Here is a 12,776-nt window from a genome sequence, read left to right as displayed (position 1 = left end):
GTAGCCCGGGTGAGCGAACGGGTCGCGCGAATGCGCGCCCGATAACAGGCTCCGCGAACCCCGGGGCCGTCGAACGGATGCCGATTCCCCGGATTGCGCTTCGCTCCATCCGGGCTACTCCTGCGAATAAGTAGATGGAACCCCGGCTCACAATCGAGTGACTCCGGAAAAACCGACGTTAATTCAGCGCGGTAGCGTTGTGTGACATTGGGCCGCCACGAAACCGTATTGCGTCGCAGCAGGCTCTCCCTATCCTATGTTCCATCAACAACCGTGAGTTCCAAAGACCGCTTACGACGTCTTCCGACGATAACGTCGCGAATGCTCAATTCGCGCTTTCCAACCTGAACTGGGGCAATGCTTTCAATGTCCGGACTACAAACGCGATCGGCATGCATCGTTTTGATGTTGACTGCGATAGCGCCGCTTTTGGCTGCCTGCAATGAACCGATCGCCGCTACCGCCGCGGCAAAACCGCAAGAGCCTGAAGTAGGCACCTTCACCGTACGGCCTCAGTCCCGCGCCCTCCTGCGTGAATTGCCCGGCCGGATCGCGCCCACCCGGGTTTCGGAAGTTCGCACGCGCGTTTCCGGGATTATCGTCGAGCGTTTGTTCCAGCAGGGAACCGAGGTGAACGCCGGCGATCCGCTGTACCGGATCGACCCCAAGCCGTTCGAGGTCGAACTGCAGGCGAGCGAAGCCGCGCTGGACAAGGCTATGGCCGCGTTCGATCTCGCCTCGCAGCATGCTCGGCGCATCTCGACACTGACCAGCCAGCGCGCGGCGCCCGAGGCTGAGAATGAAAAGGCCATCGGGGCCCAGCGCCAGGCCGAGGCCGAGGTCGGCAGCCGCAAGGCCGAAGTCGCGCGCGCCAAGCTGAACCTTGATTATGCAACGATCCGTGCGCCGATCAGCGGCGTCGTCGGCGCCGCGCTGGTAAGCGAAGGCGCGCTGGTGGTGCAGAACGAGACCACCAGTCTCGCCACGATCCAGCAACTCGACCCGATCTATGCCGACTTCACCCAATCGGTCTCGGAGATGCACAAGCTGCGCCGTGCCTTTGACAATGGCGATCTCGACCGGATTGCGCCCGACGCAGCCAAGGTCCGCCTCGTGCTGGACGACGGAACGGTCTATCCGATTCCCGGCAAGCTGCTGTTTTCCGAAGCCAAGGTGGATGCCTATACCGGACAGGTCACGCTGCGCGGGCAGTTCCCGAATCCCAGTCGCGAACTGCTTCCCGGCATGTATGTCCGCGTCCTGATCGAACAGGGTATCGATTCCGACGCCATCGCGGTGCCGCAGCAGGCGATCCAACGCGATGCCGGCGGCGGCAGCGAGGTGTTCGTGGTCAAGGATGACGGCCGTATCGCGACGCAGCCGGTCCGCACCGGCGCGGTGCAGGACGGCCTGTGGCTGGTCAGCGAGGGCCTCAAGGACGGCGACCGCGTCGTCGTCGACGGGTTCCAGAAATTCGTGCCCGGCGACAAGGTCAAGGCGAAGGCGTGGATCGATGCGGATGCCTCGGTGGGTACCATACCGGGCGCGCCGGCGACACCGAGTGCGCCGGCGACGCAAGCCGCCCGCTGAGATCGGGATATGCCCTCCTTCTTCATTGACAGGCCGATCTTCGCCTGGGTGGTTGCGCTTTTCATCTGTTTGATCGGCGCGATTTCGATTCCGCTGCTCGCGGTTGCGCAATATCCGATCATCGCGCCGCCCTCGATCTCGATCTCGACCAGCTATCCCGGTGCGTCGCCCGAAAATCTCTACAACAGCGTCACGCGCCTGATCGAGGAGGAGCTCAATGGCGCCTCCGGCATCCTCAATTTCGAATCCACCTCTGACTCGCTGGGACAGGTCGAAATCATCGCCAACTTCGTGCCTGGTACCGAAACCGGCGCGGCCTCGGTCGAAGTGCAGAACCGCCTCAAGCGCGTCGAGGCGCGGCTGCCTCGCGCGGTGATCCAGCAGGGCATCCTGGTCGAGGAAGCCTCCTCCGCCGTGCTGCAGATCATCACGCTGAACTCCACCGATGGCTCGCTCGACGAAATTGGTCTCGGCGATTTCATGATCCGCAACGTGCTCGGCGAAATCAGGCGCATTCCCGGCGTCGGCCGCGCCACGCTGTATTCCACCGAGCGTTCCCTGCGGATCTGGGTCGATCCGGCCAGGCTGGTCGGTTACGGCCTCACCGCCGACGACGTCAACAAGGCGATAACAGCCCAGAACGCGCAGGTCGCCTCGGGCAGCGTCGGCGCCGAGCCGAGCACGCCGGAGCAGAAGATTTCCGCGCTGGTGCTGGTCAAGGGCCAGCTGTCCTCGCCCGACGAATTCGGCGCGATCACGCTGCGCGCCAATCCGGACGGATCGACCGTGCGGCTACGCGACGTCGCCCGCATCGAGATCGGCGGCCTGAGCTACCAGTTCAACACGCGGCTGAACGGCAAGCCGACCGCGGGCCTTTCGGTGCTGCTGTCGCCGACCGGCAACGCGCTGCAGACCGCCAGCGCCGTCGAAGCCAAGATGAAAGAACTGTCAAAGTTCTTCCCGACCAATATCGGCTACGAAATCCCCTACAACATCACCCCCGTCGTCAAGGCCTCGATCAACAAGGTGCTGATGACGCTGGTCGAGGCGGTGGTGCTGGTCTTCATCGTGATGTTCCTGTTCCTGCAGAACATCCGCTACACCATCATTCCCACCATCGTGGTGCCGGTGGCGCTGCTCGGCACCTGCGCGATGCTGATGGCCGCCGGCTATTCCATCAACATGCTGACGATGTTCGGCATGGTGCTGGCGGTCGGCATCCTCGTCGACGACGCCATCGTCGTGGTCGAGAACGTCGAGCGCATCATGGCGGAGGAGGGCCTGCCGCCGAAGGAAGCGACCCGCAAGGCGATGTCGCAGATCACCAGCGCCATCATCGGCATCACGCTGGTGCTGATGGCGGTGTTCGTGCCGATGGCGTTCTTCCCGGGATCGGTCGGCATCATCTACCGCCAGTTCTCGGTCACCATGGTGTCCGCCATCGCGTTCTCCGCGCTGCTGGCGCTTTCGCTGACGCCGGCGCTGTGCGCGACCCTGCTGAAGCCGGTTGAAGCAGGCCATGGTCATGCGAAGAAGGGCGTATTCGGCTGGTTCAACCGTGTGCTCGAGAGCGGCCGCGGCGGTTATACGCGCACCGTCAAGGGATCGCTGAAGCGCACCGGCCGGCTGATGGCGATCTACGCGGTGCTGTTCATCGGCCTCGGCTGGGCCTTCGTGCGGCTGCCCGGCGGCTTCCTGCCGGTCGACGACCAAGGTTTTATCACCACCGACGTGCAAACGCCGTCCGACTCGTCCTATGCCCGTACCGAGGCCGCGGTCGAGCAGGTCGAAAAATATCTCCGCGAGCGCGCCGGCGTCGAGGACGTCACGTTCCTGACCGGCTTCAGCTTCCTCGGCCAGGGCATGAACACCGCGCAGGCCTTTATCACGCTGAAGGACTGGTCGGAGCGGGGCAAAAAGGACTCCGCTGCGGCGATCGTCGCCGACGTCAACCGCGAGCTGTCTTCGATCCGCGACGCAAAAATTTCCGCGCTGCAGCCGCCGCCGATCGACAATCTCGGCAATTCCTCGGGCTTCTCGTTCCGCCTGCAGGACCGCGGACAGAAAGGCTATCCGGCGCTGGTCGCCGCCGCGGACCGGCTGATCACCGAAGCCAATGCCAGCCCAGTGCTGCAGAAGGTCTATGTCGAGGGCCTGCCGCCGGCGCCGCAGGTCAATCTGATGATTGACCGGGAAAAGGCAGGCGCGTTCGGCGTCACCTTCGAGGACATCAACCAGACGATTTCGACCAATCTCGGCTCGAACTACATCAACGACTTCCCGAACCGCGGCCGGATGCAGCGCGTGATCGTGCAGGCCGACCGCGCCAGCCGCATGAACGCCGACGACATCCTCAACTACAACGTCAAGAACAGTCGCGGGCAATTGGTGCCGTTCTCCGCCTTTGCCACGGTGCAGTGGTCGAGGGGGCCGACCCAGATCGCGGGCTTCAACTACTATCCCGCCGTGCGCATCTCCGGCGAAGCCAAGCCCGGCTTCACGTCCGGCAACGCCATCGCCGAGATGGAGCGGCTGGCCAACAAGCTGCCACGCGGCTTCGGTTTCGAATGGACCGGGCAGTCGCTGCAGGAAAAGCTGTCGGGTTCGCAGGCGCCGTTCCTGCTCGGCCTCTCGGTGCTGGTGGTGTTCCTCTTGCTCGCCGCCCTCTATGAGAGCTGGACCATTCCGCTCGCGGTGCTGCTGACGGTGCCGCTCGGCATCTGCGGCGCGGTGATTGCCGCCACCATGCGCGGCCTGCCGAACGACGTCTATTTCACCGTCGGCCTGATCACCATCATCGGCCTGGCCGCAAAAGACGCCATCCTCATCATCGAATTCGCCAAGGATCTGCGCGCGCAGGGCAAGCCGCTGGTCGAGGCAACGATCGAAGCGTGCAGCTTGCGCTTCCGCCCGATCCTGATGACGGGTCTCGCCTTCGTCTGCGGCGTGCTGCCGATGGCGATCGCGACCGGCGCCGGCGGCGCCAGCCAGCAGGCCCTCGGCACCAGCGTCATGGGCGGCATGATCGCGGTGGTGATCCTGGCGCTGTTGATGGTGCCGGTGTTCTTCGTCTCCGTGCAGCGCGTGCTGGCGGGAGACCGGGAGAAGGTAGAGGAGACCGCGGGAGCCGAGTTGGTCGGCCCGCCGGCGCCAGTGAAGCGATAGACGTTGTCATGCTCCGTGACCCCGCGACGCCAGCACCTCGCCGGGACTTGCGGGTTCGGGCCGTCGAGAAGCCTTGGCGCAGGCGGCGGCCGATGCATCCAGTCCATGAAGCCATAAATTTGCCGGGCTGACACCGCGCCGGCGTCCGCTATGCCCCGATACCCGACGTGCTGCTGCATAGCAGCGAAACGACGATATGTGCCATGAACGGACTCATGCACCGCAGAAAACAACAGCTCTATTCGATCACCTCTTCGGCGCGGGCGAGCAGCTAACTCGGGACCGTGCGCCAGAGCCCAATCCGGTGACGAAAAACGAATTGTGATGCCGGCGCCCTGACCGCGCGGCTGATCGGGATGGCAGCCGTTTAAGCGGCTCACAGCGCGAAGCCCTAGTGTCGGGAACCAGACACAAGGAAGCGCGTTTAGTTTAATCGAGCCGGGCTCAACGGCCCTCCCAATGTGTGCCGAATGTTATGGTTCGGGCTGGGGAGAACAGACCGCAACCGCGGTCTTCAATATCAGAAGCTCACGATAACAATCTTGGAGGCCCATCATGGATGGCTCCAGAAGCGAACGCGCGCGTGCGCGCGCACTACACTTGCTGGCTCAAATCGCTCCCTTGCCGGATGATTCCGAAGTCCAGCGCTTGCGCGAATTGTCGTTAGACTACATTCGCGAGGCCGAACGACTCGAAAGGGCTCCGGAGTCAGGCGAACAAATCTCCGCGGTCTTGGACACGATAGCTCGCGACTTTTTTGCTCGTGCTCTCCGACATCAGCAAAAAAAGTAGTTCGTGTATGCGCCCGGGGGCGAGGGAGATGTCGAAGCGTTCAACAGGCTGGAGCCGCAAGTTTGACGAGCCTATCGCGTTGGCGGACGGCGGCAAGCTCGTGACCCTGCGCGTACCCCGGCGTTGGCGGCAGTCAGTATTTCCTGGGCGGGTTGTTGCGCGCCCTTGCCGCACTGGCCGCCTTGGCCGTGTTCTCCTCCGTCAGGATGAGATTAGCGATGGGATGGTCGGGCACGTTGCCCGCCACGTATGCGGCGAGCGCCAAATGAGCTATATTGCCCTTCCGACTCATGGGAGGGCGCCATGGACGACGACGAGGGCGATAGGTCTCGAATTGAGAAGGCGACAGAGGCCGTGAAGGATATGGCGAGTTCGATAGCGGACGCTGCGAAGTCAGCCGCTACGCCAGGTGAAGAAGAGAAGATGACCGTAATGGACGTGCCGTTAGTCGCCGATGCGGCGGCGATGCCTATACCCCCTGTTGCTCCAAAGAAGCGGAAGGCCCGGGTCAAACGCGCATCGATGAAGACGCCGCCGAAGAAAGCAGCCGCAGAAAAGGCGGCTAAGAAAACCGCCAAGAAGTCTGCAAAGAAATCCGCTGCTAAAAAATCAAAGAGGGCGGCCAAGCATTCACCCGCAACTGCCGGGCGTAAGGCTGTTGGGAAGAAGAACGTTGCGAAGAAAAAGAAAGCGAAAACGTCGAGGCGCTAGTGGGTTCAACCCTCAAAGTACGCCCACCTGAAGCGAAGACCTTGATTGCTAAGATCAAGGCCGAGATAAAGAAACGTGCGGAGTTGAGGGCGCAACGGATGCTTCTGAAGGAACCCAAAAGGAAGCCGAAGCGCTAGCCGCTCGACTGAAGTTGAACTCGCTGCGCGCTTCATGAGGTTTAACGACCTTCACGACGGCCTCACACCCGGCGAGAACGGCTCCACTGACTTCTCCGTCCTCGCGCCGGTTTGGCGACGCCCGCGCCACTTCCGCTTTACCCCTCAAAGCCGACGTTCGCTGCGAGGATCGGCAGGTCTGAAAAGTGCCAACAAGCGACATAGGGGCCTTTGCCCCAGAGAATCCGATTTGCTCAGAACAGCCCTGGCGCCAGTTTCTCCTTTCCCACGACAGCATGAAATCCAGCTGTGCGGCGATCCAATCAGCGGCCGCGGCTTGCCTGCCCCATTCGTGGATACGACTGGCATACTCCCCCATAAGCCAGATGTGACGGATGGGAACGAAAAGATGCACGGCTTCAAGATCCGCAGGCGGCACTTCGCGTATCGTGCGATAGCCTTCAATGAAGGCGTGCCAGAATGCGTGTTGCTTTCGCCCGAACGTAACACAACGCCAGAGAAATACCGCGACATCGTAAGCCAGATATCCCGGACCGCCATCGTCGAAATCGAAGAAGACCGCTTGGCCGGCCATGGGTCCCTGCAGCGCAACGACGGCGTTGTAACCGTGGCAATCACCGTGGCAGCGCGTCCAGGAAAGTCCGTCCCGTTCCGCGAACCCAGCTGACAATCGCCCAGTCAAATCGACCAACCCTGTGCGCACGGAATCGCTGAGATCCTCAAGCGCCAATATGGCGGATAAGGGTCTGTGCAGCAGATGGTCAATGTCGAGCCGGTAGCGGCCCTCGTCGCCTGAGGCGAAGCTGCCGGCGACATCATGAATCCGCGCCAGGGTCACCCCGTTTGCTCTTGCGTCGGCGGCGGAACTTCCTGCCTGAGACGGGCGTCCTTCTGCATAGCGGAACAGGACAGCGGGACGCTGACCTTCCGGAAAAAATGCCGACGTAAAAAGCGATCCGTCACGCATCGGAATGGCGGCAGCCACGGGAATGCCCTGGCTGTCCAGATGAGCGAGAAACGCGGTTTCCGAGGCAACGTCGGCGTCACCGCGCGCGCGTCGCGTTGAGATGCGAAAAATGAAACGCTCGCCGTTCTTGGTCCGAACCTCGAAGGTGTCGTTGAAGCCGCGGCGCAACAGCTTGCACGCAATCGAGCCGGGCAAGTCGTAGTGCATTGAGACAAAATCCGCCACCGCCTCTGCGCGCGGCGTTGAATAGAGAACCGGAAGAGATGATGAAGCCATCTGGATCGCTCCGTGCCGTGAATGTACTCGTCGAGTCCATCCTGCGATGGACCGGCGGCGCGTTATCGGCTCAGAACTCGGAAATAATCCTGATCAACATCGGGAAATCCTAGATGGAAGCCGGGCTTATACCATTCTGGTGTCGGCCTGTCGACGCTTGGAAGCGATCCGCCTAAGTGCTGCGTGACGTCGCATTTTTTGGGTCAATCGCGTCGATTTAACCCGACTTCCGGTCCACCCCGGTGAAAGGACATTCTCATGACAGGCGGGCATGTCTCAAAGGTGCCAACAGCGGTCATTCCAGCAATCCCACAAAGTTAGCGAGCTGCGCCATCACTAGCCAAACTATCCCGAAAAAACGTCACAACGCTCGCGTTGAAATCGCGATGAAAGGCCGCTCTATCGAAGCCAGCGGGCAGGTCGGTGCAGATGCGCGGCACCGCCGTTGCGAGTTGCGGTGGGCACGGTGGCAGGAAGGCAAAGTGATTGGCCGGCACGGTGCGAATGTCTGGTTTGCCCGGAAGATTGTTGGCGGTGAGTAGCGAATTTTTCGGGTCCACGCCTCCACCTCCCAACTCAGATCGCCAGATCAGCAGCGGGATTTGGACCCCGGCCAAGCCTTCCTTTGTAAATGCAAAGTTCACTGCGGTATCGGCAAGCACAGCGGACCGGATTCGGGGCTCATGCGGCAGGTTGGATGGAATGTCGTTGTTGCGAAACTGTTCGCAACCTCTCGATTTGTTCGACTCCGTACAGAGAGGCGCTATCCTGCGGAAATCCGGATTTCCTCCCGCCAACACCAGGCCTGTATAGGCACCGGCGGAGAAGCCGAAGAAACCGACTTTGGCGGGATCGATGGCGGCTCGGTCCTTCCAGCTACTCAACATGAAATCGAGCAAGCGGATCATATCCGCCGGACGTGACGCCAGGACGGACAAGCTGTCTCGCTGCGAAGAATCGCTACCGCTGTCGCCGGGATGATTGACGGCTGCGACTACAAAGCCAGCGTTGGCCAACGCCTCTGCAGTATCATTGTGACCGCCGAACCAACCGCCCCGACCGTGAGAGAAAATAACAAGCGGCAACTTCGCCCCAACGACGGGACAATTCTTTACGCCAGGTAAAGCGATATCGACGGGAGGCGCAAGTTTGCCGAGTGCTACATCTTTCGGTTCACCTACGCATGGATACCAAATAGCGCCAGCCAAGCCGGGGCCTGAGTCGATAAGCTGGATGCCTGCTGCCTCGGCAGGAGAGACCAAACAACAAAGGACCAAGGCAAAAGCAAAATACTTTTTGAGCACCAAAACCGCCCCCAAAAATTCAGCCAAGAGAATTGATCAACCCACCGACGATAGAATTGTGTCGAGTTTTCGGCTGCCCAAAGCCAATGTCTGAAGTGGGTCAATCGCGTCATCTTGGTCGTCGGCCGACTACTTCCGGTCTTCACCCAACTGCGGACATCACGCATCGGGACCACCACTTCCGAAAAGTGCCATTTCCGGACTCTGAGATCGTCAAAATAAGACGTCTCGTGCTAGAGGCAGTCCGCATTGCGCCGCGGACGAACCCGCGTGCCGCAGCAACTGTGATCGAATGTCAAGCCAATGAAACGCACCACGCTTCTTGTCGCTTTTATGGTGATCGCCACCGCGGCATTTGCGCACCAGGATCGTATCCTTTCCGTCCACGCGGATGGCGTCATCCCGGAGCTTCCGTCGGCCTATCAGACAACGCGCCTACACGTTGCCTTCTCAGAAGCCGATGCGGGGACCTTGCAGCAACTGAACTTCCTGTCCTCTGGAGGGGAAACCCGCGTTCAACCATGCTTACTAAGGCTGGTTTCGAGTGGCTCCTTTCGCAGCCTTTTTATCACAGGCTCCTGGTATCATGACGAGTCGATAGTGCCGCATTATATCGGAGTTCAGTTCCGCGACTCGCCATCTCCAGAGGGCTTGCCGGCGCATCTGGGCGTCCGCTTTCTCTTCAGCCTTCGCGACGCCAAGCTTCTCGAAGTCGAGCGGGTTGTTCTAATCCCAGGCCAGAACAACGTTCGCCTTCAGAACATCCGCCTGTCCAATGGCTGCCCCGAGTAAGAGCGCCAACAAGTTTCCGCGCGTCGGTGGCCAATGAAGACGGAAGGCGCCTGACTTCCGCGTTGGGTCTTGGTCGTGTAAAAACGCTCTTCCAGGGAAGTTGGTGAGAAGCCAGGACTCGTTCGGTCTCAGGCCGCGACCGCAGCCATCAGCGGCTTGGTCCCGACGATGTTCATGACCCGCGTCAGATTATAGGCCAGGACCGAGAGAGCCATCTCGGCAGCTACTTTTGGAAGCGTTTTGGTGAGGAAGTGTGTCGCCCCCATGCGGGCCTTCATCGTGCCGAACGGATGCTCGACCGTCTCGCGACGCTGGCGCATGGCGAGCGGGTTCGCATCAAGGCGCTGCTGCACGGCGTCGAGCAGGTGCTCATGCTCCCATCGTGGAATCCGCCGCTCTGGCCCTGTCGTGCACTGGGACTTGAGCGAACAATTTTGACAAGCGTTGGTCCAGTAACGTCTTATCCGCTTGCCATCTTCCTCGCTTGTGAAGCGATATGGCAGTTGCTCTCCAGCCGGACAGCGATAGGCGTCCTCCTCCGGCAAATAGACAAAGTCCTGCTTGCCGAAACGCCCATCCGATTTGGCGCCAGACGTCTGCGGCTTGGGCAGAGTTACTGTGATGCCGGCCTCGTGGCAGGCGAGGATCTCCACGCTGCTGAAGTAGCCGCGATCGGCAACAGCCTCGAGCGTCTCGGTCTGTAGAACGGCCTTCGCCTGCTTGGCCACACTCGCCAATTGAGCCCGATCTGAACCGCTGTTCGTTACCTCATGCGTCACAATCAGGTGGTGCTTGGTATCCACGGCGACCTGCACGTTGTAGCCGACGACGCCGGAGCCGCGGCCGCTCGTCGCCATCGAACGGCTGTCAGGATCGGTCAGCGAGATTTGCTGGTCAGGTGACGCAAGCATCTGCCTCTCGTAGACGGCAAGCTTGCCCATCTCCTCCTTCAGTTTTGTGAGCTTCTCGGTAAGTCTTGTCACCTTCGCGGCCAGCGCCTCCGTCGGCTCCTGCCGGTCGGCCGTGTCAAGTTGGCTCAGATAGCGCGCGACGCTCTCCTCAAGTTGGGCCCGCCGCCGTTCCACCTTCGCCCGTGTGAAGTTCTTGTCCCGGTTATTCACGGCTTTGAACTTGCTGCCATCGATGGCAACGCTCGTCGTCGCGAGAAGACCCATCTCACGACAGAGTTCGACGAAGCGCGCACATACCTTGCGAAGCGCAGGCCATTGTCTTTGCGGAAGTCCGCGATCGTTTTGTGATCAGGCGCAAGCCGACCCAGCAGCCACATGACCTCGACATTGCGTCCGGCTTCTCGTTCGAGCCGCCGGCTCGACTGCACCTGGTTCAGATAGCCGTAGATGTACAGCTTGAGGAGAATCGAGGGGTGGTACGACGGCCGGCCGGTTGCCTCGGGATCGACCCCGCCGAACCCAAGCTCGGCCAGATCGAGGCCGTCGACGAGGACGTCGATGACGCGAACTGGATTGTCCTCGCCGATCCAGTCTTCCACGCATTCAGGAAACAGCATGCTCTGCCCACGATCCGCACCCTCAATGAAGCGCTTCATCCGAGCCCCCCGCAAATCGTGCGGGAATCATATCGCACGAATCACATCAAGTGCAGCGTTTTCACACAGCCAGGGTCAGGAGGCGACATCGCGGGCTTGGCCTGATAGGAAAGAGGTCGCCTTGGGCTGGAATGAACGAAATGGCTTGGGAAAAGATCGTCAAACGAATTGGCGTGGGTTGTTGCCCGAAATGCCGAAGCCCTGGTTTTGATTATCAGGAAGGCGCAAATGCTCACGATGATGAAAGAGCTGCTGTTCAGTGTCCGAACTGCGGATGGAAGGGAATGCTCAGCGAAATGGGCATCATCCCGGAGCCGGGCAAAAACTAGGACATCGCAAATGCAGAGGCCAATCGGGATAGCGCTTCTCGTCTTAGGGGTATTGCCCGTGGTGCTCGTCGTGGCCGGATGGATCGTGTGGAAGGACCACATGTACACCGTCAGTCTATCCTTTGGTTCAGAGAAGGTCTTGGCTGGCCTTCTCGTGACCGCCATCATTTGTCTGGTGGTCGGGCTCTACCTAGTCGCTGCAAGTCCGCGAACGAATTAGCAGAAAGACGAACATTTCCAGACCTAGCGTTGCGGGGCGTCTCTGGTCGGATGTCCGTTTGGAGTCAATCGCGTCGGTTAGACCGGATGACGGCGACTTCCGGTCTACCCCGGCGAACGGACATTCTCAGGATAGGCGGACATGTCTCAAGGTGCCAGGAGCAGCTATCAAGCATTTATTGAGGCTCCAAGCCAGCTGACCAAAACCTTGTCTATGCGCCTGCCGTCGAGGTCGACGATTTCGAATCGCCATCCCTTAACATCAATTCTATCGCCAATGGTAGGGATGGTACCGAACTCCTGAAGCAAAAAACCCAGCAAAGGTCTGGTCTGATAGGACCGCGATGGAGGAAGGGAAATCCCGTTCAATTCTGCAATTCGAGCGCAGGCACGTAGCGCCTGGGAAAGCGCCCGATAGCATGCCGATCAACATGATGCTCCTACCGTGCGGAGAGGGAACCCGGCCCTGGTCAGCGGGGTTATCAATGGGCCTCGGGCGGGGAACCGAAACGACGGAGGCCCCTCATGAAGCACCGTAGCAGGCCCTCGACCTCGATTGAAGAGAGCCTTCTCCGAGAAGCCGAGCAGGTCAGAAGGCAAGCCGAGCGTCTGCCGCCGGGAGAGGATCGAGATCTTCTTTTAGAGGATCGAGACTTTCTTTTGAAGAAGGCGCGCGATGCCGCTCATATCGACGAATGGCTGACTTCGCCGGGGTTGCAGCCGCCTGGATGAGACTATCGGAATGATTGCGGCGACCGTTCGTTTTGAGAGTGATCGCGCCAGGTCATCGCCGCTGTTATTGCAATGTTGAAGCGCGCTCGCAGTGCGTGACCGTTTGCCTCTCGAGACGAATTTGAAGGACATCCGCCACCTTTCGTCGCGAGCGCGCGTCGCTAGGAAGCGTTTGTCCTGCTCTTTCGCACGCGC

General features: G+C 60.6%; 8 protein-coding genes and 2 pseudogenes. 6 read left to right on the top strand and 4 right to left on the bottom strand.

The window, feature by feature from the left end; all coding sequences use genetic code 11:
• Positions 1 to 366 precede the first annotated feature (366 nt).
• The 3 genes from C7G61_RS11645 to C7G61_RS11630 all read left to right on the top strand — a co-directional run bounded on the left by C7G61_RS11645 (position 367) and on the right by C7G61_RS11630 (position 6,258).
• Entirely contained in the window at positions 367 to 1,590 is a 1,224-nt protein-coding gene (locus C7G61_RS11645) for an efflux RND transporter periplasmic adaptor subunit (protein WP_108514236.1), read from the top strand.
• 9 nt (positions 1,591 to 1,599) lie between these two features.
• Positions 1,600 to 4,755, top strand: coding sequence for a multidrug efflux RND transporter permease subunit (locus C7G61_RS11640; RefSeq protein WP_108514235.1), 3,156 nt, complete (start codon positions 1,600 to 1,602; stop codon positions 4,753 to 4,755).
• A gap of 1,095 nt (positions 4,756 to 5,850) precedes the next feature.
• A complete protein-coding gene (locus C7G61_RS11630) occupies positions 5,851 to 6,258 on the top strand; it encodes a hypothetical protein (RefSeq protein ID WP_108514233.1) in 408 nt (135 codons plus the stop codon).
• Positions 6,259 to 6,657: 399 nt separating this feature from the next.
• On the opposite strand, the pseudogene C7G61_RS11625 reads toward C7G61_RS11630, so the two are convergent.
• Both C7G61_RS11625 and C7G61_RS11620 read right to left on the bottom strand, forming a co-directional pair.
• Positions 6,658 to 7,638 (bottom strand): annotated as a pseudogene (locus C7G61_RS11625) (phosphotransferase enzyme family protein); the annotation flags it as partial.
• Between the two features lie 317 nt (positions 7,639 to 7,955).
• Complete coding sequence (locus tag C7G61_RS11620) at positions 7,956 to 8,969, bottom strand: alpha/beta hydrolase family protein (protein ID WP_244608259.1); 1,014 nt, start codon at positions 8,967 to 8,969, stop codon at positions 7,956 to 7,958.
• 276 nt (positions 8,970 to 9,245) lie between these two features.
• Here C7G61_RS11620 and C7G61_RS11615 point away from each other — a divergent pair, with 276 nt between their 5' ends.
• A complete protein-coding gene (locus C7G61_RS11615) occupies positions 9,246 to 9,734 on the top strand; it encodes a hypothetical protein (protein ID WP_108514231.1) in 489 nt (162 codons plus the stop codon).
• Between the two features lie 128 nt (positions 9,735 to 9,862).
• Here the strand turns inward: C7G61_RS11615 and C7G61_RS11610 are convergent.
• A pseudogene (locus tag C7G61_RS11610) lies at positions 9,863 to 11,301 on the bottom strand (IS1182 family transposase).
• Between the two features lie 140 nt (positions 11,302 to 11,441).
• Between C7G61_RS11610 and C7G61_RS43870 the strand changes: the two are divergent.
• Positions 11,442 to 11,630, top strand: coding sequence for a hypothetical protein (locus C7G61_RS43870; RefSeq protein ID WP_145963597.1), 189 nt, complete (start codon positions 11,442 to 11,444; stop codon positions 11,628 to 11,630).
• Between the two features lie 387 nt (positions 11,631 to 12,017).
• On the opposite strand, the gene C7G61_RS11600 is transcribed toward C7G61_RS43870, so the two are convergent.
• Positions 12,018 to 12,218 carry a transporter associated domain-containing protein gene (locus tag C7G61_RS11600; protein ID WP_274542270.1) on the bottom strand — a complete coding sequence of 67 codons (201 nt, stop codon included), beginning with the start codon at positions 12,216 to 12,218 and terminating at the stop codon, positions 12,018 to 12,020.
• A 156-nt stretch (positions 12,219 to 12,374) separates the two neighbouring features.
• On the opposite strand from C7G61_RS11600, the gene C7G61_RS11595 reads away from it, so the two are divergent.
• On the top strand, positions 12,375 to 12,581 hold the full coding sequence (locus C7G61_RS11595) for a hypothetical protein (RefSeq protein WP_108514228.1): 207 nt from the start codon (positions 12,375 to 12,377) through the stop codon (positions 12,579 to 12,581).
• The last annotated feature ends 195 nt before the right edge of the window (positions 12,582 to 12,776 follow it).

The organism is Bradyrhizobium algeriense, from assembly GCF_003062295.1.
Taxonomy (GTDB): domain Bacteria; phylum Pseudomonadota; class Alphaproteobacteria; order Rhizobiales; family Xanthobacteraceae; genus Bradyrhizobium; species Bradyrhizobium algeriense.
This window is presented reverse-complemented; position numbering and strand designations above follow the sequence as displayed.

What these genes read in the sequence shown, in the direction of transcription:
- C7G61_RS11645 (WP_108514236.1), top strand. Translation starts at nt 367, where the DNA reads ATGTCCGGACTACAAACGCGATCGGCATGCATCGTTTTGATGTTGACT.
- C7G61_RS11640 (WP_108514235.1), top strand. Translation starts at nt 1,600, where the DNA reads ATGCCCTCCTTCTTCATTGACAGGCCGATCTTCGCCTGGGTGGTTGCG.
- C7G61_RS11630 (WP_108514233.1), top strand. Translation starts at nt 5,851, where the DNA reads ATGGACGACGACGAGGGCGATAGGTCTCGAATTGAGAAGGCGACAGAG.
- C7G61_RS11615 (WP_108514231.1), top strand. Translation starts at nt 9,246, where the DNA reads ATGAAACGCACCACGCTTCTTGTCGCTTTTATGGTGATCGCCACCGCG.
- C7G61_RS43870 (WP_145963597.1), top strand. Translation starts at nt 11,442, where the DNA reads ATGGCTTGGGAAAAGATCGTCAAACGAATTGGCGTGGGTTGTTGCCCG.
- C7G61_RS11595 (WP_108514228.1), top strand. Translation starts at nt 12,375, where the DNA reads ATGAAGCACCGTAGCAGGCCCTCGACCTCGATTGAAGAGAGCCTTCTC.